The 24,970-nt window shown below is 59.5% G+C and carries 28 protein-coding genes; 14 read left to right on the top strand and 14 right to left on the bottom strand.

Annotated elements, in window-relative coordinates; genetic code table 11:
• Positions 1 to 119: 119 nt before the first annotated feature.
• On the bottom strand, positions 120 to 371 hold the full coding sequence (oprI, locus tag AC06G5_RS22215) for an outer membrane lipoprotei OprI (RefSeq protein ID WP_003199355.1): 252 nt from the start codon (positions 369 to 371) through the stop codon (positions 120 to 122).
• A 639-nt stretch (positions 372 to 1,010) separates the two neighbouring features.
• On the opposite strand from oprI, the gene AC06G5_RS22210 reads away from it, so the two are divergent.
• On the top strand, positions 1,011 to 1,298 hold the full coding sequence (locus AC06G5_RS22210) for a GNAT family N-acetyltransferase (protein WP_057397257.1): 288 nt from the start codon (positions 1,011 to 1,013) through the stop codon (positions 1,296 to 1,298).
• Positions 1,299 to 1,383: 85 nt separating this feature from the next.
• Here the strand turns inward: AC06G5_RS22210 and AC06G5_RS22205 are convergent, their stop codons facing one another.
• A complete protein-coding gene (locus AC06G5_RS22205; RefSeq protein ID WP_413427920.1) occupies positions 1,384 to 2,460 on the bottom strand; it encodes a 3-deoxy-7-phosphoheptulonate synthase in 1,077 nt (358 codons plus the stop codon).
• 187 nt (positions 2,461 to 2,647) lie between these two features.
• Positions 2,648 to 3,091 (bottom strand): PilZ domain-containing protein, encoded by a 444-nt coding sequence (locus tag AC06G5_RS22200; RefSeq protein WP_413427921.1) that lies wholly within the window; start codon positions 3,089 to 3,091, stop codon positions 2,648 to 2,650.
• Between AC06G5_RS22200 and AC06G5_RS22195 the strand changes: the two genes are divergently transcribed.
• The 5 genes from AC06G5_RS22195 (at position 3,090) to cysB (ending at position 7,044) form a co-directional block, all read left to right on the top strand.
• Positions 3,090 to 3,476 carry a thioredoxin family protein gene (locus AC06G5_RS22195; RefSeq protein ID WP_413427922.1) on the top strand — a complete coding sequence of 129 codons (387 nt, stop codon included), beginning with the start codon at positions 3,090 to 3,092 and terminating at the stop codon, positions 3,474 to 3,476. The genes AC06G5_RS22200 and AC06G5_RS22195 overlap by 2 nt on opposite strands.
• Positions 3,473 to 4,426: a putative 2-dehydropantoate 2-reductase gene (locus AC06G5_RS22190; RefSeq protein ID WP_413704224.1), complete on the top strand. Its 954-nt coding sequence runs from the start codon at positions 3,473 to 3,475 to the stop codon at positions 4,424 to 4,426. The genes AC06G5_RS22195 and AC06G5_RS22190 overlap by 4 nt, the downstream gene beginning before the upstream one ends.
• A 25-nt stretch (positions 4,427 to 4,451) precedes the next feature.
• Positions 4,452 to 5,357, top strand: coding sequence for a 5'-nucleotidase (locus AC06G5_RS22185; RefSeq protein WP_008023286.1), 906 nt, complete (start codon positions 4,452 to 4,454; stop codon positions 5,355 to 5,357).
• 95 nt (positions 5,358 to 5,452) lie between these two features.
• Positions 5,453 to 5,956: a universal stress protein gene (locus tag AC06G5_RS22180; protein ID WP_008023285.1), complete on the top strand. Its 504-nt coding sequence runs from the start codon at positions 5,453 to 5,455 to the stop codon at positions 5,954 to 5,956.
• 113 nt (positions 5,957 to 6,069) lie between these two features.
• Positions 6,070 to 7,044: an HTH-type transcriptional regulator CysB gene (gene cysB / locus AC06G5_RS22175; RefSeq protein ID WP_008023282.1), complete on the top strand. Its 975-nt coding sequence runs from the start codon at positions 6,070 to 6,072 to the stop codon at positions 7,042 to 7,044.
• 9 nt (positions 7,045 to 7,053) lie between these two features.
• Here cysB and AC06G5_RS22170 read toward each other — a convergent pair whose 3' ends face one another.
• Positions 7,054 to 7,536 carry a GreA/GreB family elongation factor gene (locus AC06G5_RS22170; protein WP_480458311.1) on the bottom strand — a complete coding sequence of 161 codons (483 nt, stop codon included), beginning with the start codon at positions 7,534 to 7,536 and terminating at the stop codon, positions 7,054 to 7,056.
• Positions 7,537 to 7,538: 2 nt separating this feature from the next.
• Entirely contained in the window at positions 7,539 to 7,949 is a 411-nt protein-coding gene (locus AC06G5_RS22165) for a hypothetical protein (RefSeq protein ID WP_413704226.1), read from the bottom strand.
• Positions 7,950 to 8,073: 124 nt separating this feature from the next.
• Here AC06G5_RS22165 and earP point away from each other — a divergent pair, with 124 nt between their 5' ends.
• A complete protein-coding gene (earP, locus tag AC06G5_RS22160; protein ID WP_413427926.1) occupies positions 8,074 to 9,216 on the top strand; it encodes an elongation factor P maturation arginine rhamnosyltransferase EarP in 1,143 nt (380 codons plus the stop codon).
• 48 nt (positions 9,217 to 9,264) lie between these two features.
• Positions 9,265 to 9,834, top strand: coding sequence for an elongation factor P (locus AC06G5_RS22155; RefSeq protein WP_007983530.1), 570 nt, complete (start codon positions 9,265 to 9,267; stop codon positions 9,832 to 9,834).
• Between the two features lie 183 nt (positions 9,835 to 10,017).
• Here AC06G5_RS22155 and AC06G5_RS22150 read toward each other — a convergent pair whose 3' ends face one another.
• The 4 genes from AC06G5_RS22150 to AC06G5_RS22135 all read right to left on the bottom strand — a co-directional run bounded on the left by AC06G5_RS22150 (position 10,018) and on the right by AC06G5_RS22135 (position 13,335).
• Positions 10,018 to 11,034 (bottom strand): alpha/beta hydrolase, encoded by a 1,017-nt coding sequence (locus AC06G5_RS22150; protein WP_480458310.1) that lies wholly within the window; start codon positions 11,032 to 11,034, stop codon positions 10,018 to 10,020.
• 34 nt (positions 11,035 to 11,068) lie between these two features.
• The gene (locus AC06G5_RS22145) at positions 11,069 to 11,488 is read right to left on the bottom strand and encodes an organic hydroperoxide resistance protein (protein ID WP_413427928.1); all 420 of its coding nucleotides are present in this window, start codon (positions 11,486 to 11,488) and stop codon (positions 11,069 to 11,071) included.
• A 361-nt stretch (positions 11,489 to 11,849) separates the two neighbouring features.
• Positions 11,850 to 12,311 (bottom strand): MarR family winged helix-turn-helix transcriptional regulator, encoded by a 462-nt coding sequence (locus tag AC06G5_RS22140; protein ID WP_085715321.1) that lies wholly within the window; start codon positions 12,309 to 12,311, stop codon positions 11,850 to 11,852.
• 67 nt (positions 12,312 to 12,378) lie between these two features.
• Positions 12,379 to 13,335 (bottom strand): LysR family transcriptional regulator, encoded by a 957-nt coding sequence (locus AC06G5_RS22135; RefSeq protein ID WP_057397244.1) that lies wholly within the window; start codon positions 13,333 to 13,335, stop codon positions 12,379 to 12,381.
• Positions 13,336 to 13,446: 111 nt separating this feature from the next.
• Between AC06G5_RS22135 and AC06G5_RS22130 the strand changes: the two genes are divergently transcribed.
• Positions 13,447 to 14,196: a sulfite exporter TauE/SafE family protein gene (locus tag AC06G5_RS22130; RefSeq protein WP_413427929.1), complete on the top strand. Its 750-nt coding sequence runs from the start codon at positions 13,447 to 13,449 to the stop codon at positions 14,194 to 14,196.
• Here the strand turns inward: AC06G5_RS22130 and AC06G5_RS22125 are convergent.
• Complete coding sequence (locus AC06G5_RS22125; RefSeq protein ID WP_413427930.1) at positions 14,186 to 15,040, bottom strand: LysR substrate-binding domain-containing protein; 855 nt, start codon at positions 15,038 to 15,040, stop codon at positions 14,186 to 14,188. The genes AC06G5_RS22130 and AC06G5_RS22125 overlap by 11 nt on opposite strands.
• Before the next feature lie 95 nt (positions 15,041 to 15,135).
• Between AC06G5_RS22125 and AC06G5_RS22120 the strand changes: the two genes are divergently transcribed.
• Complete coding sequence (locus tag AC06G5_RS22120; protein WP_413427931.1) at positions 15,136 to 15,351, top strand: DUF1127 domain-containing protein; 216 nt, start codon at positions 15,136 to 15,138, stop codon at positions 15,349 to 15,351.
• Positions 15,352 to 15,431: 80 nt separating this feature from the next.
• The gene (locus AC06G5_RS22115) at positions 15,432 to 16,661 is read left to right on the top strand and encodes a winged helix-turn-helix domain-containing protein (protein ID WP_480458309.1); all 1,230 of its coding nucleotides are present in this window, start codon (positions 15,432 to 15,434) and stop codon (positions 16,659 to 16,661) included.
• A 123-nt stretch (positions 16,662 to 16,784) separates the two neighbouring features.
• On the opposite strand, the gene AC06G5_RS22110 is transcribed toward AC06G5_RS22115, so the two are convergent.
• Positions 16,785 to 18,131 carry a class II 3-deoxy-7-phosphoheptulonate synthase gene (locus tag AC06G5_RS22110; RefSeq protein ID WP_413427933.1) on the bottom strand — a complete coding sequence of 449 codons (1,347 nt, stop codon included), beginning with the start codon at positions 18,129 to 18,131 and terminating at the stop codon, positions 16,785 to 16,787.
• A 150-nt stretch (positions 18,132 to 18,281) separates the two neighbouring features.
• Between AC06G5_RS22110 and AC06G5_RS22105 the strand changes: the two genes are divergently transcribed.
• Positions 18,282 to 19,037, top strand: a complete 756-nt coding sequence (locus AC06G5_RS22105; protein ID WP_413427934.1) for a spermidine synthase — start codon at positions 18,282 to 18,284, stop codon at positions 19,035 to 19,037.
• Positions 19,038 to 19,137: 100 nt separating this feature from the next.
• Here AC06G5_RS22105 and AC06G5_RS22100 read toward each other — a convergent pair whose 3' ends face one another.
• Positions 19,138 to 19,929, bottom strand: a complete 792-nt coding sequence (locus AC06G5_RS22100) for a crotonase/enoyl-CoA hydratase family protein (RefSeq protein ID WP_413427935.1) — start codon at positions 19,927 to 19,929, stop codon at positions 19,138 to 19,140.
• A gap of 422 nt (positions 19,930 to 20,351) precedes the next feature.
• Between AC06G5_RS22100 and AC06G5_RS22095 the strand changes: the two genes are divergently transcribed.
• Positions 20,352 to 22,025 (top strand): DEAD/DEAH box helicase, encoded by a 1,674-nt coding sequence (locus AC06G5_RS22095; RefSeq protein ID WP_007973525.1) that lies wholly within the window; start codon positions 20,352 to 20,354, stop codon positions 22,023 to 22,025.
• 201 nt (positions 22,026 to 22,226) lie between these two features.
• Here the strand turns inward: AC06G5_RS22095 and AC06G5_RS22090 are convergent, their stop codons facing one another.
• A complete protein-coding gene (locus tag AC06G5_RS22090) occupies positions 22,227 to 22,994 on the bottom strand; it encodes a DODA-type extradiol aromatic ring-opening family dioxygenase (protein ID WP_480458308.1) in 768 nt (255 codons plus the stop codon).
• 102 nt (positions 22,995 to 23,096) lie between these two features.
• Between AC06G5_RS22090 and AC06G5_RS22085 the strand changes: the two genes are divergently transcribed.
• Positions 23,097 to 23,753: a thiopurine S-methyltransferase gene (locus AC06G5_RS22085; protein ID WP_413428662.1), complete on the top strand. Its 657-nt coding sequence runs from the start codon at positions 23,097 to 23,099 to the stop codon at positions 23,751 to 23,753.
• 53 nt (positions 23,754 to 23,806) lie between these two features.
• On the opposite strand, the gene htpX is transcribed toward AC06G5_RS22085, so the two are convergent.
• Positions 23,807 to 24,697: a protease HtpX gene (gene htpX / locus AC06G5_RS22080; RefSeq protein ID WP_046043402.1), complete on the bottom strand. Its 891-nt coding sequence runs from the start codon at positions 24,695 to 24,697 to the stop codon at positions 23,807 to 23,809.
• Positions 24,698 to 24,970 lie beyond the last annotated feature (273 nt).

The raw sequence follows: 24,970 nt of genomic DNA, 5'->3' as shown, positions 1-24,970 counted from the left end.
TGCAAGGAGCCCGTCGGCGCGGACCGCGTCGACGGGTTTTTTATTGCCTGGAGAAACCCCGGGCAATAAAAAAGCCGACCCAAAAAATGGATCGGCTTGATAACAATCCCGAAGGATTATTACTTGCGGCTAGCTTTGTCCAGCATGCGCAGAGCACGCTCGTTAGCTTCGTCAGCAGTCTGTTGTGCTTTTTGAGCAGCAGCCAGAGCTTCATCAGCTTTACGGTAAGCTTCGTCTGCACGAGCCTGGGAGCGAGCAGCTGCGTCTTCAGTAGCGGTCAGACGTGCTTCGGTTTCTTTCGATGCGCTGCTGCAACCGGTAGCCAGAACTGCGGCCAGAGCCAGAGCAGAGAATTTCAGAACGTTGTTCATCGTGTTCCCCTTCAAGGACTTTCTATTAAGTAGCTATCTCCTCCGATTGAGGAAATAGCCGGCGTACATACTACCCATTACTTGTAGTAAGTAAAACTGACGTGACGCAAGAAGCAAAAAAAATTGTAGGCGTTGATTCTTTTTCGAGCAACTTTTAACTGAACTGTTTAAAAAATATCCAGCTGCAAGGCCCGTGGCTGAGCGAGCAGGCGAGAAAAAGTTCCTTCGGCACATCGCTCTTTTTCCCAGTCTGGCTAAAGTCGCCTATATGGATTCGTCTACACTTTTGTTCGGCTTTTGCGTAGCGCCTCCCAATATCTTTCTCGATGTTCAGGTGACTTTAACAGCGGGCGCTCGTCTTAAGTCTCAACATCCGGCAATGTTCAGGCTATCGACCCGGAGCGACCTTCGGTCAAGCCATTCCTGCGTGATCCGGAGCAGCACCCGCCAACCTGCATGATGACGAGCGTACCTTGAGCATTTCTGTCAATGGTGCCTACTATTTGTACGTGCCCGGTAGCGCGAGATCGGTGCAGCTCTTCTCGGTGTCCATTCTGGCACGGGGTGGCGTAGATGTTCCTTCGCCGGAAAAACATCGGTAAGGTAGGGGTCGGAAATCCAGACCCGCGAGGAGTAGTGATGAGCGAGGCGTTGTCCATCCACCATGACCAGGCTGGTCATCAGTTCGAGACCATTGTGGACGGTCATCGTGCCTATCTGACCTATATGGATCTGGGGAAGCAGACCCTGGATATCTATCGCACCTTCGTGCCCAACGCATTGCGTGGTCGCGGTATTGCAGCAGCCTTGACCGAGAAGGCGCTGGAGTACGCTGAGGAAATGGGCTACACCGTCATTCCATCGTGCTCCTACGTCGAGCGCTACATGGAGCGTCACCAGCGGCATGCGGCCAAGCTGAGCCAGTGACCTTCAATAAAACGAATGCATGAAAAAACGCCGGGTTCTGCCCGGCGTTTTTTTGTCTGCGCTTTTTGTGCGGCCAATCAGGCGATCAGTTGCGATCGCGTTTGGGCAGCACATCCTTGAGCTTGGCATGCATGCTGCGCAAGGTGTTTTCGGTCGCGGTCCAGTCGATGCAGGCGTCGGTGATCGACACGCCGTACTGCAGGTCGGCGAGGTCTTTCGGGATTGCCTGGCAGCCCCAGTTCAGGTGGCTTTCAACCATCAGGCCGATGATCGACTTGTTGCCTTCGAGGATCTGGTTGGCGACGTTTTCCATCACCAGCGGTTGCAGCGCCGGATCCTTGTTGGAGTTGGCGTGGCTGCAATCGACCATGATGTTCGGCTTGATCTTCGCCTTGTTCAGCGCCTGCTCGCAGAGCGCAACGCTGACCGAATCGTAGTTCGGCTTACCGTTGCCGCCGCGCAGCACCACGTGACCGTAGGCGTTGCCCTTGGTGGTCACGATCGACACGCCGCCTTCCTGGTTGATACCGAGGAAGCGGTGGGGGCTGGAAACCGACTGCAAGGCGTTGATCGCCACGGTCAGGCCGCCGTCGGTGCCGTTCTTGAAACCGACAGCCGAGGACAGGCCGGAAGCCATTTCACGGTGAGTCTGGGATTCGGTGGTGCGCGCGCCGATGGCCGACCAGCTGATCAGGTCCTGCAAGTATTGCGGGGAGATCGGGTCGAGGGCTTCGGTGGCGGTTGGCAGGCCTTTTTCGGCCAGGTCCAGCAGCAACTGGCGACCGATGTGCAAGCCATCCTGGATTTTGAACGAGTCATCCAGGTACGGGTCGTTGATCAAGCCTTTCCAGCCGACGGTGGTACGTGGCTTCTCGAAATACACGCGCATGACCAGATACAGGGTATCGGACACTTCGGCAGCGAGAACCTTCAGGCGGTCGGCATATTCGTGGGCGGCCTTGATGTCGTGGATCGAGCAAGGCCCGATGACGACGAACAGGCGGTGGTCGGTGCCATCCAGAATGTTGCGAATGACTTCGCGGCCCTTGGTGACGGTGCGCAGTGCGGCGTCGCTCAGGGGAATATCGCGCTTGAGCTGATCGGGAGTGATCAGTGTCTCGTTGGAGGCGACGTTTAGGTCGTTGATCGGTAAATCAGCCATCGTTTACTCGTCAGGTCACGGGTGCCGGCCGCCAGCGAACCCGCGCGGCGGAGCACAGCAAATTAAGCGCGTCGGGAAGCCGAACCTTAGCGCGTTACACCGTGGCTCGACAATGGGCAGACACCGGTTTAGGGGCCATTCTCGCTCAGTTTCCCCAACGTGACCGGCAAACCCTTGGGCAATGCCCCTAATCCGGCACAGGCTCGGCAAAAGCCTTGCGTACCGATTCGTGAGAGAACTCGTCGGCATGCTCCTGGACCCATTCCAGAGCCAGGGCCTGGATATCCTGCAAGTCGTCGTGGGCGTCATGCAGGCGGCAGTAGCGCTCGATCTGGCACACCTGCTCGCCCATTCGGGCGCTGAACAGCATTTGTTCATCAACGAAGGCGATACCCACCAGATAACCGCGTTTGCGCCGCAGGCACCAGGCGACATAGCCCAGATAGCGCATGTCCGGGTTCACGGTCGGCATGCGGACTTCCAGTGCGGTGCCGTAGCGCCACGCGCGGTGATAATTGCAAGCCATGCCCCCGAGACTGATAGTGTGCAGCTGTCGTCGCGAAATACACTCAGGTTTCAGCAACGTTAATTCGACGGGCACATCGTCAGGGTGAGGAATAAAACGTCCCATGAACACAGACTCCATGTGTCGGCCATCTGACATTGTTCTCCCCAGTATAGTGGTCGAATTGGAACTGACCGATTTTGACGCCGACCAACGGCTGCTGGCGATGAGCGGTGTTTCGCTGGTTATTTTCACCAGTGTCGGCTGCGCCGGTTGCCGTTTTGCCCGTGAGCAATTGCCGGTACTCGATCTGGCAGTCGATCGACTGTGCTGGATCGATGCCGGCAATAACGGCGGGGTGGTCGAGCGTTATCAGGTCTTTCACTTGCCGGCGCTGTTTGTTGTGCGCGACGGCGAATTCTTCGGAGCACTGAAATCGCGTCTGACCGACACCGAGCTCAATCGGGCCGTGCGCCAGGCGCTGAGTCGAACAGCAGAGGAGTTGCCATGATGGGGACAGTTGCCAGGCCGACGATCGGCATTATAGGGACCGGCGCAATCGGCGGTTTCTACGGGGTGATGCTGGCGCGTGCCGGTTTTGATGTGCATTTTCTGCTGCGCAGCGAATTCTCCGCGGTGGCCGGGCATGGGTTGCGAGTCGATAGCGCGCCCCACGGCGCACTTACGTTGAACCCGGTGCAGGCTTATTCGAACGCCGAGGACATGCCGCCCTGCGACTGGCTGCTGGTGGGCGCGAAAACCACCAGCAATGCAGGCCTGGCACCCGCCATCCTGCAGGCGGCGGCACCGAACGCCAAGGTACTGCTGTTGCAAAACGGCCTGGACGTTGAAGACAGCCTGCGCGAGTTGCTCCCCGATTCGCTGCATGTGCTTGGCGGGCTCTGCTACATCTGCGTCCATCGTGAGGCGCCGGGCGTCATCACCCACCAGGCGCTGGGCGCGGTGCATGTCGGTTATCACAGCGGTCCCGCCGATGGGCCGACGCGTAGCGCAATCGTCGAGGAGGGCGTCGGTCTGTTCCGCAGCGCCGGCCTCGATTCCCAGGCCATGGCGAACCTGCATCAGGCGCGTTGGCAAAAACTGGTCTGGAATATCCCTTACAACGGGCTATCGGTTTTGTTGGGAGCGAGCACCACACCGTTGATGGCGGATGCCGACAGTCGCGAACTGATCAAGGCGCTGATGGCCGAAGTGGTGCAAGGCGCAGTCGCGTGCGGGCACGATGTACCGGCGGGGTATGCCGAGCACTTGTTCATGGTCACCGAAAAAATGCCCGACTACTGGCCGAGCATGTATCACGATTTCCTGCACAAGCGGCCGTTGGAGCTGGCCGCAATCTACGCCCGGCCACTGGCGGCAGCCAAGGCCGCGGGGTATGAAATGCCGCGCATCGAGGCTTTGTATCGCAGCTTGAGTTTCATTGATCGACGCAACACCTGAATCGACCGACCTGAGGGGGAAGGGCATGCCGAAGACAATTGACGACAAGCTGGTGCTGGCGATTTCTTCGCGGGCGCTGTTCGACCTGAGCGAAAGCCACAAGGTCTATCTGTCGAGCGGCGTCGAAGCCTACCGGCAGTATCAGATCGAACACGAAGACGAGATCCTCCAGCCCGGCGATGCCTTTCCATTGGTGCAGAAACTCCTGAACCTCAACAACAGCCTCGGCCGCGCCCGGGTCGAGGTGATTCTGGTGTCGCGCAACAGCGCCGACACCGGGCTGCGGGTGTTCAACTCGATTGACCACTACGGACTGGCGATTTCTCGTGCGGCATTTGTCGGCGGGCGCAGTCCGTATCCCTACCTCAAGGCCTTTGGCTGCGACCTGTTTCTCTCGACCCACGCCGAAGACGTACGCAATGCACTGGACGCCGGTTTCGCGGCAGCGACCATTCTGTCGGGTGGTGCCAGCCGTGCGGCCAGCGACGAGCTGCGCATTGCCTTCGACGGAGACGCGGTGCTGTTTTCCGATGAGTCGGAGCGCATTTATCAGGCCGGTGGTCTGGAAGCGTTCCAGGCCAGCGAGCGTGAGGCCGCCCGCGAGCCGTTGCGCGGAGGGCCGTTCAAGGGCTTTCTTGCGGCTCTCAATCTGTTGCAGCGTGAGTTCCCGGAGGACGCCTGTCCGATCCGCACCGCGCTGGTCACGGCGCGATCGGCGCCGGCCCATGAGCGGGTCATTCGCACGTTGCGCGAATGGGACATCCGTCTCGACGAGTCGCTGTTCCTTGGCGGCCTGACCAAGTCAGCCTTTCTCGAAGCCTTCGCGGCCGATGTGTTTTTCGACGATCAGGCCGGTCACTGTGAATTGGCCCGTGAAGTCGTCGCCACCGGTCACGTGCCACATGGCATAAGCAATGAGCAAAAGGTTTAAGCCCGCCATTCAATGCGTTGCGCCGGACGTCGCAGTCGCCAAGGCACTGCTAAGCTGAATCAAATCTCCGCCATGTTGGCAGTTGAGGAGGTCATATGATTCGTTCGATGCTGTATGCCACAGACCTTGGCCTGTACGCGCCCGTGGTGATGCAGCATGCCCTGGAGCTGGCCCGGACCTTCAATGCCAATTTGTATGTCGTGCATGCGGTTGAACCCATGGGGTTGTTTGCCGAATCGGTGCTGCAAAGCTATCTCGATGAGCAGGCGCTGAATGAGTTTCACAGCCAGGGCCTGAATACGGTGATTGCCAGTATCGAACAGCGGGTGCTCGACAGTTTTCGTGAGGAGCTGGGGGATGAAGGGGAGCACGACCTGGAGCGGATTCAGGCGGTACGGGTGTTGCAGGGCGACCCATCGCAGGTGATTTTGGACCAGGCGCAGAAACTCTCCGTGGATTTGTTGATCGTAGGAAGTCACAGCCACGGTGCCGGTGCGGAAACGCCTTTGGGCCGAACCGCCGCCCGCGTGTTGCAACTGTCCAAGGTGCCGGTCTATCTGGTGCCGCTGGTGCAACGTCGCCGCCAAGGGGATCTCTAGAACACGAATAGTGGCAGTCTGATAAAAAAGTTCTAGATTTATTCTTCATGCCATTAATATAGTTATATACCGTCGCTGATGCCCGTGGCGTCTACCTGCTTTGAGGGATTCATATGAAGCTTCAACAATTGCGCTACATCTGGGAAGTGGCGCACCACGACCTCAACGTTTCCGCTACAGCCCAAAGCCTTTACACCTCTCAACCGGGCATCAGTAAACAGATCCGTCTGCTGGAAGATGAACTGGGCGTCGAGGTTTTTGCTCGCAGTGGCAAGCACCTGACCCGGGTCACCCCGGCCGGTGAACGCATCATCACCACCGCCGGCGAGATTCTGCGCAAGGTTGAAAGCATCAAGCAGATCGCCCAGGAATTCTCCAACGAGAAGAAAGGCACCCTGTCGATTGCCACCACCCACACCCAGGCGCGTTATGCGTTGCCGCCGGTGATCAGCAATTTCATCAAGCAATACCCGGACGTTGCCCTGCACATGCACCAGGGATCGCCGATGCAAATCGCCGAAATGGCCGCTGATGGCACCGTGGATTTCGCCATCGCCACCGAAGCGCTCGAACTGTTCGGCGATCTGGTCATGATGCCGTGCTATCGCTGGAACCGTTGTGTGGTCGTGCCTCAGGGCCATCCGTTGACCAAGTTGTCGAAGCTGACCCTCGAAGCGCTGGCCGAATACCCGATCGTGACCTACGTGTTCGGTTTTACCGGCCGTTCGAAACTCGACGAAGCGTTCAGTCATCGTGGCCTGACGCCGAAAGTCGTGTTCACCGCCGCCGACGCCGACGTGATCAAGACCTATGTTCGCCTCGGGCTGGGCGTGGGCATCGTGGCGAAAATGGCCGTCGACCCCAAACTCGACAGCGACCTGGTCGTGCTCGATGCCAGTGAGTTGTTCGAGTCCAGCATCACCAAGATCGGCTTCCGTCGTGGCACCTTCCTGCGTGGTTTCATGTGCGACTTCATCGAGAAGTTCGCGCCGCACCTTACCCGCGAAGTCATGGCCAAGGCCATTCAATGCCACAACAAGCAGGAACTGGAAGAGCTGTTCGACGGCGTCGAACTGCCCGTTCACTGATAGAGTGCCCTAAACCACCTCGGTGACAGCGAACTGTTGCCGAGCACCCGCCACCATGATCTCCACCCCATCGCCCGCGAACTTGCCCAGCAGGCTTTTGCCCAGCGGTGAGCGCGGGGTGATGACGGTAATCAGTTGCCCCACCAGATCGACCTTCAGCCCGGCCGCATCGGGGGCGAGAAACAGCCATTGTTCGCGGCCCTTTTCGTCCTCGAGCCCGAGCAACGCACCCACTTCGATGCCCCGCTGATCGTCATACGGGCGCAGGGCCAGGTTCTGGCAGAGGGTCAGTGACTGGCGAATCTCCTCGACCCTTCTGGCTTGTCCGGCCGCGAGATACGAAGCCTCCAGCCCCAGGGTGTCGTACTTGTTCTCGGCGATGTTTTCTTCATGGGTCGCCGTTTCGTAAGCGGTTTGCGCGGCCCGTTCGGCGATGTCGAGATCGATCCGTAGCCGGTCGAGAATCAGTTGGTGGACGCTGTGTTTATTCATGATCAATCGCAGAATTGCAGGACGTTGGCGCGGCTTTTTTCGCTGGGAGCAGTCCGGTCCTGTTGCAGCCAGAACTGACAGCTTGGATTGGACAGGTTGCGACTGCTGCTACGGGCCTGATCGAGCCGTTGCTGCTGCTCGTTCTTGCGCAGGTTTTCTTCGTATTGCCCGAACAGCGGGCTCTGGGGCGGGATGTCCGGCACCGGTTGAACCACCATCGGTGGTTTGGCCAGTTGCTCCACAGCCGCCGCTACAGGCGCCAGTTGTTCGCTGAAAAGCAAGCGCGAAGCGAGCCAGCAGGTCAGCACAATGGCAATGAATCCCAGCCACATGCCGAGGGCGATGCTGCCGGTCAACTGCAGGGCGCTCAGACGAAATGGGAAGGATCGGCGCGGAGCGGGGCGGTGGGGCATGGTTGCCTCATGGCGAAAGGTCACTGGAGAGCGGTGATTGTCGCATGAAGAATAATCGCCGTCGGCTCTTCTGCACGGGGTAATTTATGCGGACAATCGGCGCCTTTGCCAACGGGAGCCTGGAATGCCTGAATTGAAAACCCGCTGGGATATTTTTTGCACCGTGGTCGATAACTTCGGCGACATCGGCGTGACCTGGCGACTGGCCCGGCAACTGGTGGCCGAACATGGACTGGCGGTACGTCTATGGGTCGATGATCTGCGAGCATTCGAGCGCCTTTGCCCGGAAATCGACATCCACGCTGCGCAGCAGTGGCAGCAAGGCGTCGAAGTGCGGCAATGGCCAGCCGAGTGGCTGCCGACGGAAGCCGCCGATGTGGTGATCGCCGCATTCGCCTGCCAATTGCCGAGCGCCTATATGGACGCCATGGCCGAAAGGGAAAAGGCGCCGCTGTGGATGAACCTCGATTACCTGAGTGCCGAAGACTGGGTGATCGGCTGTCACGGTCTGCCGTCGGTGAAGTACAAAAGCGTACAGAAGTTCTTTTTCTTTCCGGGGTTCCAGAAGGGCACGGGCGGGTTGATACGCGAGCGCGGGTTGCTTGAACGTCGTCGGCAGTTTCAGCAAGACCCGCAGGCTCAAAGAGAATTCCTGCAAAGTATGGGAATTGATCGTGCACCCGGTGCGCAGTTGATCTCATTGTTTGCCTACGAAAACACCGGGCTGGCCAGTTGGCTCGATGCGATGGCAGGCGATTCGACGTCCACTCATCTGCTGGTACCGGAAGGGCGGATTCTCGGCGATGTCGAGCGTTGGCTCGGTGTGGAGGGGCTGGCGGCCGGTGCCGTGCATGTGCGTGAAGCCTTGACCGTGCAAGTACTGCCATTCGTCCGTCAGGACCAATACGACGGGTTGCTGTGGTGCTGCGATTTCAACGCCGTGCGCGGCGAAGACTCCTTTGTGCGCGCACAATGGGCCGGCCGGCCATTTTTGTGGCACATTTACCGGCAGGAAGAAGATATCCATCTGGACAAACTCGACGCCTTCCTCGAACTCTATATAAAGGGGCTTTCGGACCCGGCGCGGGAGGCGATCAGCGGTCTCTGGCGGGCGTGGAACGCCGGTGAGAAAATGACCGACCACTGGCAATTCACCCGTAAACACTGGCCAGAGCTGGAAAAACACGCTGAGGCATGGTGTCTGGAACAGGCCTTGCAGGCGGATCTTGCCACGGCGCTGGTACAGTTTTATGGAAATTGGATATGATACGCGGCCTAGATTTTTGTAAATCCCATCCAAATTCGGATATTCGCAATGAAAACTGGTAAAGAACTCAAACCCGGTACCGTGATCCGTATCGACAACGATCCTTGGCTGGTTCAGAAAGCTGAATTCACCAAGTCCGGTCGTAACAGCGCGATCATGAAGACCAAGCTGAAGAACCTGCTGACCGGCTACAAGACCGAAACCGTATACGGTGCGGACGACAAGCTGGACGACGTGATCCTGGATCGCAAAGAAGCGACCCTGTCCTTCATCAGCGGTGACTCCTACACGTTCATGGACACCACCGACTACACCATGTACGAGCTGAACGCCGAAGACATCGAAGCCGTTCTGCCGTTCGTTGAAGAAGGCATGACCGACGTTTGCGAAGCCGTGTTCTTCGAAGGCCGTCTGGTTTCCGTAGAACTGCCGACCACCATCGTGCGTCAGGTTGCCTACACCGAAGGTTCCGCTCGCGGCGACACTTCCGGCAAGGTGATGAAGCCTGCCAAACTGAAGAACGGTACCGAGCTGTCGGTTGCTGACTTCATCAATATCGACGACATGATCGAGATTGATACCCGCGAAGGCGGTTCCTACAAAGGCCGTGCCAAATAAGCACAGCTTCAGGAATGAAAAAGCCCGACCATTGAGTCGGGCTTTTTTGTGCCTGAAACACTCGACCCTCTGTAGGAGCGAGCTTGCTCGCGATGGTCGTTAACGATAACGCGGGCTATCTGAATGCCCGCGTTGTCTGGGCGTCCATCGCGAGCAAGCTCGCTCCTACAGGGTGGGGCGGTGTTACTTCTTCAGGTGTTGTTTCAGTTCTTCAGACGCCTGCAGCATCGCCGAACGCACCGCTGGCACCTGGCTCACCACGTTGAGCAAACCGTAGTCGTGGATCATACCGTTGTAGCGAACCGCAGTGACCGGCACACCGGCCTCGTCCAGTTTGCGGGCGTAGGCTTCGCCTTCGTCGCGCAACACGTCGGCACCGGCGGTCTGCACCAGCGCTGGAGGCAATCCCTTCAACTGGGCGGTGGTCGCGCGCAGAGGGGAGGCGTAGATCTCGTTACGCTGATTGGCGTCGGTGGTGTAGTTGTCCCAGAACCACTTCATCGCATTTTTGGTGAGGAAGTGCCCTTCGGCAAACTGGTTGTAGGACGCGGTTTCGAAGCTGGCATCAGTCACCGGCCACAACAGCACCTGGAATTTGATCGCCGGTGTGCCCTTGTCCTTGGCCATCAGCGCAACCACGGCCGCCATGTTGCCGCCGACACTGTTGCCGGCCACCGCCAGGCGCTTGCCATCGACGTTGATCTCTTTACCGTGCTCGGCCACCCATCGGGTCGCCGCGTAAGCCTGATTGATCGCCACCGGATAATGCGCTTCCGGCGACGGCGTGTAGTTCACGAACACGGCCGCCGCACCCGAACCCGTTACCAGGTCACGCACCAGCCGCTCGTGGGTCGGGAAGTCTCCCAGTACCCAGCCGCCGCCATGGAAGAACATGAACACGGGCAGCTCACCCTTGACCCCGGCCGGCCGGACGATGGTCAGGCTTAGCGGTTGGCCGTCGACTTGAATGGTCTTCTGGCTGACATCGGCCTTTGGCAGTGTCAGTTTCACCCCGGCCTGCGCACCCACCAGCACGGCGCGGGCATCTTTCGGGCTGAGCTGTTCAAGCGGTTTGCCGGTGCCGGCATTCAGCACATCGAGGAACGCCTGGGTGTTGTGTTCAACGCCATCACCCGCGAATGCGCCGTTGATCGACAGGGCGAGAAGGGTACCGGTCAAGACTTTGCTGAAAGTGTTCATGTTCGTTTCCTGTTCGGGCCTGAGTGGTTGGCGGTCAGACGGTCACGTGCAGGCGCACATCGACGTTGCCGCGGGTGGCGTTGGAGTACGGGCAGACCTGGTGGGCCGCGTCGACCAGTGCTTGGGCATCGGCTTGTTCCAGACCCGGCAGGCTGATGTGCAGGTCGATGTCCAGGCCGAAGCCACCAGGGATCTGGCCGATGCCGACGTGGGCAGTGATCGAAGCGTCGTTCGGGATGCTGCGCTTGGTCTGGCTGGCCACGAATTTCAGGGCGCCGATAAAGCAGGCGGAGTAGCCGGCAGCAAACAGTTGCTCGGGGTTGGTGGCTGGGCCGCCAGCACCGCCGAGTTCTTTCGGAGTGGCGAGTTTTACGTCGAGGATGTTGTCACTGGAAACCGCACGACCGTCACGGCCACCGGTGGAAGTTGCGATTGCGGTGTAGAGAGTTTGCATGGTGAAAGCCTCGTTCAGGGTTTGTGTATTTGTGCTAAATGTTTGCGCGCTAAGTAAGTGCGAAATAAATGTATCGCTCTAATATTTAGTGCGCAAGATAAATTTTCAAAGAAACCTGAAAAAAGCCAAAGGCTATGGGGTGGTTTTGGTTGGAAGTATTGAACTAGAGCTTTTGAGGGGAATTTTTCAGGAGTAGATGGCGAACCCGATTTTTCGGCCCAACGCAAAACAAATGTGGGAGCGGGCTTGCTCGCGAAGGCGGTGCTTCAGTCAACATAGGTGTTGAATGCCAAGCCGTCTTCGCGAGCAAGTCGGATCGCCGCACCGCCGCTCCCACAGGGGATTTGTGGTGAATTGGAGACTACAGGCTGTCTTGCAGGTGGCTGCGCAGCGCTTGCAGTTCCGCTTGCAGGTTTTGCAGGCGCTCCAGAGTCATCCCGCTGGCGCCGAGGATGCACTGGGGAATATCGCGGGCCTTGTCGCGCAACGCCCGGCCCTGTTCGGTGAGTTCGACGATCACTACGCGCTCGTCTTCACGGCTGCGGGTTCGGCTGAGCAGGCCTTCGGCTTCCAGGCGCTTGAGCAGCGGTGTCAACGAGCCTGGGTCGGTCAGCAACCGCGTGCTGATTTCGCCTACGGTCAAACCGTCCCGTTCCCACAACACCATCATCGCCAGGTATTGCGGGTAGGTCAGGCCCAGCGCTTGCAGCAAGGGTTTGTAGACCTTGGTCATCATCAGCGAAGTGGAATGCAGTGCGAAGCAGGCCTGATTGTCCAGCAGCAGGTTGTCGCAGTTGTCCGGAGTGTTGCGCTCGGTGGTCATGTCGAAGCCTTGATCTGTGATCTCAGGAATCTAGCGGGCGAATCTTTAATGCGCCAGATAATTCTGATCAGTGCCGTTGCAAATGGGTTTGCAGCTCCAGATCCCAGGGCGGAACCGGGCTGAAGCGGGTTTTCAGGTACTCCAGCAACAATCGACTGCGGGAGTTGGGCTGTTGTTCCAGGCGCAACGCATAGATGCCGGCGCTTTCCGGTTTCGGCAGGCCGCTGTCGCAGAACAGCGGCAGCAACTCACCGCGCAACAGGTACTCGCTGGCCAGCCAGGTTGGCAGGTGCGCGATACCCAGTCCGGCTAATGCGCCGCATACCAGTGCCTCGGCATTGTTGGCGCTCATGCGGACCCGCGCCGGTCGGTGCAACTGCATTTGCCCGTCCCGCTCGAAACGCCAGGCGAAAAGCGGGGCCAGGCCATCCCAGTCGAGTCCGTCGTGTTCGATCAGCTGTGACGGATCGGTCGGCACGCCGCGACGCCGCAAATAATCAGGGCTGGCGCAAGCGATACGCACCATGCTCGCCAGTGGCGTGGCGACCAGCCGGGTATCGGCCAATTGCCCGGCGCGCAGTACCAGATCGACCTTGCCAAGGTTCTGGCCCTGCATGTCGACGAAACTGTCGATCAGGTGCAGTTGCACGTCGAGACCCGGATAGAGCATGAGGAAATCGGCAATCACCGGTGCCAGGTGCCGACGCCCGAAGGCTGCTGGTGCATCGATGCGGATCAGACCTTCCGGCGCGCTGCTCAAGGAAACCGCTTCGGCCCGGGCCAGGCGCAGCTCGGCGACGATCCGCCGTGCTCGCTCGGCAAAGGCCAATCCCGCCGGGGTGGCGCGTACCGCATGAGTGCTGCGGATGAACAACTGACTGCCGACCGCGTTTTCCAGGCTGTCGATACGCCTTGCCACGGCCGAAGGGGTCATCGGATGACGGCGCGAGGCGGCGGAAAAACTACCGGTTTCCAGCACATCAAGGAACAAGGCCAATTGGTCGGTCAATTGATTGGGGTTCATGGCGGGTCTGCGCTTGTGCGAATTTGGCACAGCCATTGTGCGTCGCTGTGCGTTTCCGCGCTAGAAGCAACTGCGTAGGATCAAAGGCCTGACAGCAACGGGGAAAATGCTGTGATTGATTTCTTGATGTATCTGGTGTTCGGCGCTGCGTTGGGCACGCTCGGCGGGTTGTTTGGCATCGGCGGCGGCCTGATTGCCATTCCATTGCTGGGCGTGCTGTTCGGGCTCGACCAGCAGATTGCCCAAGGCACAGCGCTGGTGATGGTGGTGCCGAACGTGATGCTGGCGCTGTGGCGCTATCATCAGCGCAACCGGATCGAACTGCGCCACGCGTTACCGCTGGCCAGCATGGGGTTCTGCTTCGCCTGGCTCGGATCGATCTGGGCGGTGGGCATTGATGCACAAACCATGCGCATAGGCTTTGTCGCCTTTCTAATCGCGCTGTCGGCGTACAACCTCGTTCGCATGTTCGTCGCGAGCGCACCCGCGGCTTCGCAGATGAATTACTCATGGCCCTGGCTGGGCCTGCTTGGCGCTGCATCCGGCACGATGGGCGGGTTGTTCGGCGTGGGGGGAGCGGTGGTGGCGACACCAGTGCTGACCAGTCTGTTCGGCACCAGCCAGGTGGTTGCGCAGGGGTTGTCGTTGGCGCTGGCCTTGCCGAGTACGGGGGTGACGCTGGTGACTTACGCCGCGCACCATCAGGTCAGTTGGGTGATCGGTTTACCTTTGGCGGTCGGGGGGCTGATGAGCATCAGTTGGGGCGTGAAAGTTGCCCACGCTTTGCCGGAGCGGCTGCTGCGCGGGCTGTTTTGTGGATTCCTGGTGTTCTGTGCGGTGATGCTCGCCTTCAAAGTTTGAAGCCTTCAACGATGTGTTCGGCCAGGCATTCGGTGATCGGTGACGGGTTATGCAGGTTGCGCACGAGCATGATGCTGGCTTCGGGCAGCAGCGGCAGGTCTTCGGCTTCACCGAGGATGCGCATGTCCGCGGTGATCAGGCTTTCAAGCTGCGCGGTGACTGCCAGGCCGGCGCTGACCACGGCCATGATCGCCGACAGGCTGTCGCTGTTGTACGCCACCCGGTAATCGCGCCCCTGGGCATCCAGGGCATTGCAGGCCCACTGGCGGCAGAAGCAATCACTGTTGAACATCGCCAGCGGCAGCGGGGTCTGCTCATGAGCGCTGTAGCATTGCGCCTCGGCCCAGACAAAGCGTTCCTTGCGCAACAGCTGGCCGATTTCGCTGCCCGGTTCACGGGTCACGATGGACAGGTCCAGATCTTGTCGCATCAACAGCTGTTTCGATGATTCGCAGTGCACTTCTATCTGAATCAGCGGGTAGGACTGGGCAAATCGGCGCAGAATCCCCGGGAGGAATCGCATCACATAATCGTCCGGCGTACCGATGCGCACTGTGCCGATCATGTCGGGCTCACGCAGGGTATTGAAGACCTCACTGTGCAGCTTGAGGATCCGCCGCGCATAACCCAACAACACCTGGCCTTCGGCCGTCAGTCGCACCTGCCGTCCGTCGCGCTGGAACAACTGGCGCTGCAGCACATCTTCTTCCAGTCGTTTCATCTGCATGCTGACGGCTGACTGGGTGCGGTTGACCATTTCGCCAGCGCGGGTAAAACCGCCCTGGTCGGCGATGGCGACGAAGGTGCGCAACACTTCGGTATCGATACTCGGGTAGGCGGACATCCATCAATCTCCGAGATATGTGACATCAGAAACATTCGTTGGATTGATCTTAGACCCGGCGCGAGACTGGAGCCATCCAAACGGAGGGCAACAAGATGAAAGGTCAACACGAGTTCCATGGTGCAGAAAAACACTCGATTCACCTGATTTCCGATCTGCTGCACAAGGTCGGCCGCTGGTACGAACTGCATCGCGAGCGCGAACTGCTGGCGAGCTTGAGCGACGAAGCACTCAAGGACATCGGCATGAGCCGTGCGGATGTGGAGAACGAGTCAATCAAACCGTTCTGGAATGATCCGATGCATAAATGACTCGATAATTAATTGATGAAAGCCACGCTACACAAACCCCTTACCGGTGAGGTAGGTTGCGAGCAGACAAGGAGATGCCCATGCCCGCAACATTGTCCTTTACCCTCAAACAGGCTCGGCGTCTGGCGCTGTCCGCCCAAGGGTTCAACGGGCGGCAGCCGCCAGCGGCGATCAAGGCTGTCGCGCTAAATCGCCTGATCGAACGGCTGGGCATTTTGCAGATCGATTCGGTCAATGCGTTGGTGCGTTCGCACTACCTTCCGCTGTTTTCCCGCCTCGGCAATTATTCTTCCGACTTGCTCGACCAGGCTGCCTGGAGTCAGGGCCGTCGACGAACACTATTCGAGTACTGGGGCCATGAAGCCTCGTTGTTGCCACTTTCCTTGTACCCGTTGATGCGTTGGCGCATGCAGCGTGCAAGTCGTGGCGAAGACATTTATCAGCAATTGGCGCGTTTCGGGCGTGAACAGCAAGACACGATTCGGCGGGTGCTGGCTTCGGTTGAGGAGCAGGGCGCGCTTGGCGCCGGGAGCCTGTCGACCCGTCAGGAACGGGCCGGGCCCTGGTGGGACTGGAGCGCGGAAAAGCATGCGCTGGAATGGCTGTTCGCTGCCGGTGAAGTCACCGTTGCCGGACGGCGCGGATTCGAAAGGCTCTACGATCTGCCGGAGCGGGTGATTCCTTCGACGATTCTTGCCCAACCTGAACTGAGTGAAGTTGACGCCCAGCGCGGCCTGTTGCGGCATGCGGCAACGGCCTTGGGGGTCGCTACGGAGAAGGACTTGCGTGACTATTTCCGCCTGAACCCTGTGGACAGCCGCCTGCGTCTGTCTGAGTTGGTCGAGGCCGGTGAATTGCTGACCTGCGAAGTTCAGGGCTGGCGACAACCGGCCTATTGTCTGCCCAAGCCAAAAGTGCCGCGCAAAGTCGCGGCCAGTGCATTGCTCTCGCCGTTCGATTCGCTGGTCTGGGAGCGCAATCGGACCGAGCGGCTGTTTGATTTCCGCTATCGGCTGGAGATCTACACGCCGCAGGACAAGCGCGTCTACGGTTATTACGTCCTGCCGTTTTTGCACAACGAACGGATTGCCGCACGGGTCGATCTGCGCGCCGAACGGGCGACCGGCCGTTTGGCAGTGCATGCGGTGCATGAAGAGGAATCCGGTCTGGATGACGAGGGGATGCTGGCACTGGCGGTCAATCTGCGGCAGATGGCGGATTGGCTGGGGTTGGCGCAGGTTCAGTTGAATTGCCCGCGGGCGAGTGCGGACAGGTTGCGGGTGGCATTGGCGCAGATTGATGGTGACTGAACTGACGCTTTCGCGAGCAAGCCCGCTCCCACATTGAATCGCGTTTGCTCGGGCAACTCGATCAACTGTGGGAGCGGGCTTGCTCGCGAAGGCGGCCTGTCAGGCAAGGAAGACCTTACTGACTCACCGCCGAACCTGCTTCAGTGTCTCGGCAATCAAAAACGCCAGCTCCAGCGACTGATCGGCATTCATCCGCGGGTCGCAATGGGTGTGGTAGCGATCCGACAAACCGTCCTCGGTAATCGGCCGCGCACCACCGATGCACTCGGTGACGTTCTGCCCGGTCATTTCGATATGGATACCACCGGCATAACTGCCTTCGGCTTCGTGCACCTGGAAGAACTGCTTCACCTCGCCAAGGATCTGCGCGAAGTCGCGGGTCTTGTAGCCGCTGCTGGCCTTGATCGTGTTGCCGTGCATCGGGTCGGAACTCCACAGCACCTGCTTGCCTTCACGCTGGACGGCGCGGATAAGCTGCGGCAGGTGATCGCCGACCTTGTTCGCGCCCATCCGTGCGATCAGGTTCAGGCGGCCTGGGTCGTTGTCCGGGTTGAGCATGTCGATCAGGCGAATCAGGTCGTCCGGGTTCATGCTCGGACCGACCTTGACCCCGATCGGGTTGTTCACCCCGCGCAGGAATTCGACGTGGGCACCGTCGAGCTGGCGGGTGCGGTCGCCGATCCACAGCATGTGGGCCGAGCAGTCGTAGTAATCATTGGTCAGGCTGTCGCGCCGCACGAAGGCTTCTTCGTAGTTCAGCAGCAGCGCTTCGTGGGCGGTGAAGAAGCTGGTTTCGCGCAGCTGCGGCGAACTGTCCATGCCGCAGGCGCGCATGAACGCCAGGGTTTCATCGATGCGGTCGGCCAGGTGGCTGTATTTTTCCGCCAGCGCCGAGTTGGCGATGAAGTCCAGGTTCCACTTGTGCACCTGATGCAGATCGGCAAAACCGCCCTGGGCGAACGCGCGCAACAGGTTCAGGGTGGCGGTGGACTGGTGATAGGACTGCAACAGGCGCTCAGGGTCCGGCACGCGGCTTTTTTCGTCGAAACCGATGCCATTGACGATGTCGCCGCGGTAGGCGGGCAGGGTCACGCCATCGATGGTTTCGTCGTTGGCCGAGCGCGGCTTGGCGAACTGCCCGGCCATGCGCCCGACCTTGACCACCGGGCAGCCGGCGGCAAACGTCATCACGATCGCCATCTGCAACAACACCTTGAAGGTGTCGCGAATTTTTGCGGCGGAGAATTCGGCGAAGCTTTCGGCGCAGTCGCCACCCTGCAACAGAAACGCGCGGCCCTGGGTCACCTCGGCAAACTGACGGCGCAACTCCCGGGCTTCACCGGCAAACACCAGTGGCGGATAGCTGGCCAGGGTCTGCTCGACCTGCTGCAAATGCGCGGCATCGGGGTATTGGGGTTGTTGCTGGATCGGCAGGGCGCGCCAGCTGTCGGGGCTCCAGGGTTGGCTCATCACGGTCTCTAGTGTTTTCGCTTGGACGTCCATGTTATCAGCAAATTAGTGCGTGACCTGTTCCCTTCGCTTCGCCGACAATCTCGCCTTTGCCGCTCTCTGCACGCGGTGTTATTGCGTTGCCGGCCCCGGTGACGATCAGGAGATGAAATGACTGAGGAGCGCGTCGAGCATCTGCTCGCCGAGGTACAGGACGAGTTCGGCGTGATTCGTGTGCTGGAAGTGGCCGATTACCGTTTTCTCGAGTTCGGTGATGCCATCGAGCAAAGCTGCGTGTTCACCGCCGATCCGAGCTGGCTCGAATACGACTATACCCGGGCGATGCTGATCGGCGCGCTGTGCCACGAGCATCCGGAAAGCGCACTGTTTCTCGGCCTCGGCGCCGGGACGCTGACTCAGGCCTGTCTCAAGTTCCTGCCGCTGGAAGATGTCGAAGCCATTGAACTGCGCCCGGACGTACCGCGCCTGGCCATTGAGTACCTGGGGCTGGATGACGATCCGCGCCTGTACATCCGCGTTGGCGATGCGCTGGAGTTGCTCGACACTGCCGAGTCAGCGGATCTGATTTTCGTCGACCTCTATACCGATGTCGGTCCGGGTGTCGGGCACCTGGCCTGGAGCTTCCTGGAAAACTGCCAGAAGCGATTGAATCCGGGTGGCTGGCTGGTCATCAATCAATGGGCTACCGATGATGGCAAACCCTTGGGCGCCGCGTTGTTGCGCGGTTTGTACCATCGACATTACTGGGAGCTGCCGGTGAAGGAGGGCAACGTGATTCTGATCGTGCCGTCGGAGCTGGATCAGGAACTGGACATGGACGGCCTGATCACCCGCGCCGAAGCGCTGGCACCGCGGCTGGGGTATTCGCTGGATTCGTTGATCAAGTGCATTCGCCCGGCGACCTGAGTTGTCAGTGATGGCCCGCTCCCACGGGGTCTTGTGGACACCGAAGATCCACTGTAGGAGCGAGCTTGCTCGCGATGGCTTTCTGACTGGCGATAAAGAGCTAAATCCCTTTGAACACCCCAGGCCGTCGCTCCACCATCGACCGCACACCTTCCTTGATATCCTCGCTAGCCATCAACTTCTTGACCAGCGCGGGCAATCCCTGTGCCGCTGCGGTTTCTCCTTCATACCGGGCCTGTCGCGCCGACATCAGCGTCGCCTGCACCCCAAGCGGTGCCTGACGGGCGATCCGCTCGGCCAGTTCAACCGCCCGGGGCAGCAAGTCCTCACTGGCCATGACTTCCTGCACCAGGCCCAAGTGCAGCGCATCACGGGCGTCGAATTCATCCCCGGTCAACAACCAGCGCATGGCATTACCCCAGCCGGCGACCTGATGCAGACGCAGGGTGGCACCGCCGAACGGGAAGATTCCACGCTGCACCTCCATCTGGGCGAACCGGGTGTTGCTGGCGCACAGGTTGATGTCGGCTGCCAGCATCAATTCGATGCCAACGGTCAGGCAATAGCCTTGGGCGGCGACGATTACCGGCTTGTTGACCCTGGGACCTGCGAACACCCCCCACGGATCGCAGCCGCCAGCGGGGACTTGCCAGCCTTCTGCGAGTGTGGCGCTGGCATTGACCAGATCCAGCCCGGCGGTAAAGTGCTCGCCATGACCGAACACCACCGCTACACGGGCCTCGCTGTCGGCTTCGAACTCGCCATAGGCCAGGCTCAATTCGTTGAGCAGGTCGAGGTCAAAGGCGTTGCGCTTGGCCACCCGATCAAGACCGATCAGGAACACATGACCACGCCGTTCGCGGCTGACTCGACTGGAGCTGGGCTGATTCATGGAGCGATCCTCGGGGTAGGAAAGGCGTGCGGAGACCTGCGGTCTGCACGGCAAAGGGTGAACCGTTTTAGCGCCATCACCCGCAAGGCCGGGCCTTTGAAAAATAGACGGCTGACCGATTATTCGCAAAGCCTGTGACACAACGGTGTACCCGGTGGATTATCGATAAAAAAAGCTCCCTTTTTGGGCGAATTCCGGTATAGTGCGCGCCGGCCTTTAGCCGGGCCGCGTTTAGGTAGAGCAATTCCCCGAAGTCAGCTTCGGCTGCACGTCCGCACCGCGGACTCTCCTTGACGATTCTTTTCATTCATTCGTTTTCGCAAATCCCCGCCGACAAAGCTGCCAGGGCGACTCTTGAGTCTCAACACGGCATGCGCAGCTTTGGAGCATGGGTCTTTGCGGATGCACTTAGAGGCAGACCCATGACCCAGGAAATCGGCGGCTTCGCCGCTCTTGAACTTCATCCCAATATTGTCGCTGCAGTAGTCGCTACCGGCTATGAAGAGCCTTCGGCCATTCAGCAGCAGTCGATCCCGATCATTCTCGCCGGTCACGATATGATTGGTCAGGCGCAAACCGGTACCGGTAAAACCGCTGCCTTTGCTCTGCCAATTCTGCACCGCATTGATCCGTCCAAGCGCGAGCCGCAAGCTCTGATCCTGGCCCCAACTCGTGAGTTGGCGCTACAAGTTGCAACCGCTTTCGAAACCTACGCCAAGCAAATGCCGGGCGTGACTGTTGTGGCTGTCTACGGCGGCGCGCCGATGGGCCCACAACTGAAAGCAATCCGTAATGGCGCACAAATCGTTGTCGCCACTCCGGGCCGTCTGTGCGACCACCTGCGTCGCGACGAAAAAGTACTGGCGACCGTGAACCACCTGGTTCTCGACGAAGCCGACGAAATGCTCAAGCTGGGCTTCATGGACGACCTGGAAGTCATCTTCAAGGCCATGCCGGAAACCCGTCAGACCGTACTGTTCTCGGCTACCTTGCCGCAATCGATCCGTGCCATCGCCGAACGCCACCTGCGCGATCCGAAGCACGTCAAGATTCAGAGCAAGACCCAGACCGTTACCGCGATCGAGCAGGCTCACCTGCTGGTTCACGCTGACCAGAAGACTTCGGCCGTTCTCAGCTTGCTGGAAGTGGAAGATTTCGACGCCCTGATCATGTTCGTACGCACCAAGCAAGCGACCCTGGATCTGGCCAGTGCCCTGGAAGCCAAAGGCTACAAAGCCGCCGCACTGAACGGTGATATCGCCCAGAACCAGCGCGAGCGCGTGATCGACTCCCTCAAGGATGGCCGTCTGGACATCGTTGTGGCGACCGACGTTGCCGCTCGTGGCCTGGACGTTCCACGCATCACTCACGTGTTCAACGTTGACATGCCGTACGATCCTGAGTCCTACGTTCACCGTATCGGCCGTACCGGCCGTGCCGGTCGCGAAGGTCGTGCGCTGCTGCTGGTGACTCCGCGCGAGCGCCGCATGCTGCAAGTGATCGAGCGTGTAACCGGTCAGAAGGTTGCTGAAGTTCGCCTGCCGGACGCTCAAGCCGTTCTGGATGCGCGCATCAAGAAGCTGACCAACAGCCTGTCGCCGCTGGTGGCCGAGGCCGAATCGACTCACGGTGATCTGCTGGATCGCCTGACCGCCGACATCGGTTGCAGCCCGCGTGCCCTGGCCGCTGCCCTGCTGCGCAAGGCAACCAACGGTCAAGCGCTGAACCTGGCCGCTATCGAGAAAGAGCGTCCACTGGTGCCGAACAATGCACCGCGTGGCGATCGTCCAGAGCGTTCCGGTGACCGTCCTGAGCGTGGTGACCGCGAGCGTCGCGCTCCGATGCCACTGGGCGAAGGCCGTGCACGTTGCCGTACCGCGCTGGGCGCGCGTGACGGTATCGCTGCCAAGAACCTGCTGGGCGCCATCCTCAACGAAGGTGGTCTGGCGCGTGAAGCGATCGGTCGCATCCAGGTGCGTGACAGCTTCAGCCTCGTCGAGCTGCCGGAAGATGGTCTTGAGAAGTTGCTGACCAAGCTGAAGGACACTCGCGTTGCCGGTAAGCAGTTGAAGCTGCGTCGCTACCGCGAAGATTGATCCGCTCTCGGGCTGATTGATCGAACATGAAAAATCCCCGACTGGTTCGGGGATTTTTTTGCCTGCTTGTTTGTGGTCGGCGTTTGACTTGTGTTGCTGCCATTCGCGAGCAAGCCCGCTCCCACATTGGAGTGTGATCTCCTGTGGGAGCGGGCTTGCTCCGGGCGGCGTTCCGACGAAGGCCGCGACGCGGTCTGGCTGTCAGCCGAAGCGGTAAATGTCCATGCCCAGCGCACCCATGGTGAACCCTTGGTGGGCAATGCTGAACTCCCCCCCGGCCGCGCGGGCGAAGTACAGCGGCAACAAGTGTTCGTCGCTGGGATGGTTGCGCGCGGCATTCGGTGCTTGTGCGCGATAGTCGTGCAGCGCGGCTTCGTCGTTCGCTGCGAGCTTCTCGATCATCCAGTCGCGAAACGCCAGGGCCCAGGGCTCAACGCTTTCGGGACCGGCATGCCAGTCCAGTTCCCGCAGGTTGTGAGTGATGCTGCCGGAGCCGATCAGCAGGACACCTTGCTCGCGCAGGCTGGCCAGCGCGTGGCCAACGCGGGTCTGCAGGGCGGGGCCGCCACGGGTGGGCAGTGATACCTGCACAATCGGGATGTCTGCATGCGGGTACATCAGCGACAGAGGCACCCAGACACCATGGTCGAAAGGTCTATTGCTGTCGATGCGTGCAGGAAGGTTGTTGGATTTCAACAGCTCGACTACCTCATCTGCCAGCTGCGGGGCGCCGGGAGCGGGGTACTGGACCTCGAACAGGGCTTTGGGAAAGCCACCGAAGTCATGCCAGGTTTCCGGTTGTGGATTGCCGCTGACCTGCAGCTCATTGCTTTCCCAGTGCGCAGATACAATTACGATGGCTTTGGGCTTCGGCATCGCAGCGGCCAGGCGGGCGAGTGCCGGCCCGCTGGCACCAGGTTCCAGGGCGAGCATGGGGGAGCCGTGGGATATGTACAGGCTGGGGAACATGAATGAGCTCCTGAGAGTTAAGATGCAACATCTTCAGTCAGATCATTAATCTAAATCTAATATAAGTTTTAGGGCGTTTTGATCGAATTTTCGGGGTTAATTATGCAGCCTGAGTTTTGGCACAAAAAGTGGGCGTCGAATCAGATCGGCTTTCACCTGCCGCAGGTAAACCCTCATCTGAAGCGGTTCTGGCCAGTGTTAAGCCTTGAAGAGGGGGCACGCGTGTTGGTGCCGTTATGTGGAAAAAGCCTGGATTTGCTTTGGCTCGCCCATCAAGGCCATGAGGTCTTGGGAGTCGAACTGTCGGAAAAAGCCGTCGAGGAGTTTTTCAGCGAACATGGCTTTGATCCGGCAGTGAGCGAGCAGGGGCCATTCAAGGTCTATCGGGCAGGTTCCATCGAGCTTTGGTGTGGCAATTTCTTTGAACTCACGGCCGGTGACACTGCTGATTGCTCCGCGCTCTATGATCGCGCCGCGTTGATTGCGTTGCCGCCGAAGATGCGTGAGCAATATGCCGCGCACCTGAATCGGATTCTGCCGAAAGAGTGTCGCGGATTATTGATCACGCTCGACTATGACCAGGTACAGATGGACGGACCGCCGTTTGCCGTACTGGATGATGAGGTGCAGAGATTGTTGGGCGGGTCGTGGGCGTTGAAGGTTCTGGAGGATCAGGACGTGCTGAGTGAGAGCGAGAAGTTTCTGCAGGCGGGTGTCACGCGACTGGAAGAGCGGGTTTACCGGCTGACGAGCCATTAGCAAAAAAAACGGGGCGATAAGATCGCCCCGTTTTGATTTCTGCAGCAGAAGTATCAGCTCCGACGACGAGCCAGGGCGTCGATACGCTCTTCCAGTGGCGGGTGGCTCATGAACATGCGAGCGAACCCTTGCTTGATGCCACCGTTGATGCCGAAGGCGTTCAGGGTGTCGGGCATGTGCACCGGCAGGCCTTGTTCCGCTCGCAGGCGTTGCAGGGCGCCAATCATCGCGGCGGTGCCGGCCAGGTTTGCGCCGGCTTCGTCGGCCCGGAATTCGCGCTTGCGCGAGAACCACATGACAATGGCGCTGGCCAGGATGCCCAGAACCAGTTCGGCGAAGATGGTCGCCACGTAGTAGGCAATGCCCTGGCCTTCTTCGTTCTTGAAGATCACTTTGTCGACGAAATTGCCGATGATCCGTGCAAAGAACATCACGAAGGTGTTCACCACGCCCTGGATCAACGCCAGGGTAACCATGTCGCCGTTGGCTACGTGGCCGATTTCGTGGGCCAGGACAGCTTTCACTTCATCCGGCGAGAAGCGCTCGAGCAAACCTTGGCTGACCGCGACCAATGCATCGTTCTTGTTCCAGCCGGTGGCGAAGGCGTTCGCCTCGTAGGCCGGGAAGATACCGACTTCGGGCATCTTGATCCCGGCTTCGCGGGACAGTTGCTCGACGGTTTGCAGCAGCCATTGCTCGTGACGGGTGCGTGGCTGGGTGATGATCTGGGTGCTGGTGCTCATCTTCGCCATCCACTTGGAGATGAACAGCGAGAACAACGAACCGGCGAAACCAAAGACCGCACAGAAAATCAGCAGCTGATTGAGGTTGAGGTCAACCCCATTGGCCGCCATGAACCCGTTGAAGCCGAAAAGGCTCAGGGTGATGCTGGCAATCAGCACGACCGCCAGGTTAGTGGCCAAGAACAGCAGGATGCGCATCATGGTTGTAGAAATCTCCTCATACTAAAGATGTAGCGTACTGCGGGGTATATAAGGTGCTGCACCGGGGTATTCAACCGGGTGACTATTTCAAACTGTGTCCTACGGCAACAGTCTAGCTGCTTGCAGGGCGTTTCCGGCGCGAGTGCGGGAAGTGTTTGTCAGTCAGTTCATGTCGAAGGCCCCGCCTTTGTCAGGCGCGAGCAAGCAAAGCGTTATCTGGCGGCGGGCAAAGCGGCAGCCAGCGGCGCAATGCAAAAAAGTGTTGCCGGATGA

The organism is Pseudomonas sp. WT-JTC (assembly GCF_056711565.1).
The sequence above is the reverse complement of the archived record's forward strand: the minus strand, read 5'-3'. Positions and strand labels throughout refer to the sequence as shown.

Bases quoted from the DNA above. Each gene is read 5' to 3' on its own strand.
- oprI (WP_003199355.1), bottom strand. From the start codon at position 371: ATGAACAACGTTCTGAAATTCTCTGCTCTGGCTCTGGCCGCAGTTCTG.
- AC06G5_RS22210 (WP_057397257.1), top strand. From the start codon at position 1,011: ATGAGCGAGGCGTTGTCCATCCACCATGACCAGGCTGGTCATCAGTTC.
- AC06G5_RS22205 (WP_413427920.1), bottom strand. From the start codon at position 2,460: ATGGCTGATTTACCGATCAACGACCTAAACGTCGCCTCCAACGAGACA.
- AC06G5_RS22195 (WP_413427922.1), top strand. From the start codon at position 3,090: ATGAACACAGACTCCATGTGTCGGCCATCTGACATTGTTCTCCCCAGT.
- AC06G5_RS22200 (WP_413427921.1), bottom strand. From the start codon at position 3,091: ATGGGACGTTTTATTCCTCACCCTGACGATGTGCCCGTCGAATTAACG.
- AC06G5_RS22190 (WP_413704224.1), top strand. From the start codon at position 3,473: ATGATGGGGACAGTTGCCAGGCCGACGATCGGCATTATAGGGACCGGC.
- AC06G5_RS22185 (WP_008023286.1), top strand. From the start codon at position 4,452: ATGCCGAAGACAATTGACGACAAGCTGGTGCTGGCGATTTCTTCGCGG.
- AC06G5_RS22180 (WP_008023285.1), top strand. From the start codon at position 5,453: ATGATTCGTTCGATGCTGTATGCCACAGACCTTGGCCTGTACGCGCCC.
- cysB (WP_008023282.1), top strand. From the start codon at position 6,070: ATGAAGCTTCAACAATTGCGCTACATCTGGGAAGTGGCGCACCACGAC.
- AC06G5_RS22170 (WP_480458311.1), bottom strand. From the start codon at position 7,536: ATGAATAAACACAGCGTCCACCAACTGATTCTCGACCGGCTACGGATC.
- AC06G5_RS22165 (WP_413704226.1), bottom strand. From the start codon at position 7,949: ATGCCCCACCGCCCCGCTCCGCGCCGATCCTTCCCATTTCGTCTGAGC.
- earP (WP_413427926.1), top strand. From the start codon at position 8,074: ATGCCTGAATTGAAAACCCGCTGGGATATTTTTTGCACCGTGGTCGAT.
- AC06G5_RS22155 (WP_007983530.1), top strand. From the start codon at position 9,265: ATGAAAACTGGTAAAGAACTCAAACCCGGTACCGTGATCCGTATCGAC.
- AC06G5_RS22150 (WP_480458310.1), bottom strand. From the start codon at position 11,034: ATGAACACTTTCAGCAAAGTCTTGACCGGTACCCTTCTCGCCCTGTCG.
- AC06G5_RS22145 (WP_413427928.1), bottom strand. From the start codon at position 11,488: ATGCAAACTCTCTACACCGCAATCGCAACTTCCACCGGTGGCCGTGAC.
- AC06G5_RS22140 (WP_085715321.1), bottom strand. From the start codon at position 12,311: ATGACCACCGAGCGCAACACTCCGGACAACTGCGACAACCTGCTGCTG.
- AC06G5_RS22135 (WP_057397244.1), bottom strand. From the start codon at position 13,335: ATGAACCCCAATCAATTGACCGACCAATTGGCCTTGTTCCTTGATGTG.
- AC06G5_RS22125 (WP_413427930.1), bottom strand. From the start codon at position 15,040: ATGTCCGCCTACCCGAGTATCGATACCGAAGTGTTGCGCACCTTCGTC.
- AC06G5_RS22120 (WP_413427931.1), top strand. From the start codon at position 15,136: ATGAAAGGTCAACACGAGTTCCATGGTGCAGAAAAACACTCGATTCAC.
- AC06G5_RS22115 (WP_480458309.1), top strand. From the start codon at position 15,432: ATGCCCGCAACATTGTCCTTTACCCTCAAACAGGCTCGGCGTCTGGCG.
- AC06G5_RS22110 (WP_413427933.1), bottom strand. From the start codon at position 18,131: ATGAGCCAACCCTGGAGCCCCGACAGCTGGCGCGCCCTGCCGATCCAG.
- AC06G5_RS22105 (WP_413427934.1), top strand. From the start codon at position 18,282: ATGACTGAGGAGCGCGTCGAGCATCTGCTCGCCGAGGTACAGGACGAG.
- AC06G5_RS22100 (WP_413427935.1), bottom strand. From the start codon at position 19,929: ATGAATCAGCCCAGCTCCAGTCGAGTCAGCCGCGAACGGCGTGGTCAT.
- AC06G5_RS22095 (WP_007973525.1), top strand. From the start codon at position 20,352: ATGACCCAGGAAATCGGCGGCTTCGCCGCTCTTGAACTTCATCCCAAT.
- AC06G5_RS22090 (WP_480458308.1), bottom strand. From the start codon at position 22,994: ATGTTCCCCAGCCTGTACATATCCCACGGCTCCCCCATGCTCGCCCTG.
- AC06G5_RS22085 (WP_413428662.1), top strand. From the start codon at position 23,097: ATGCAGCCTGAGTTTTGGCACAAAAAGTGGGCGTCGAATCAGATCGGC.
- htpX (WP_046043402.1), bottom strand. From the start codon at position 24,697: ATGATGCGCATCCTGCTGTTCTTGGCCACTAACCTGGCGGTCGTGCTG.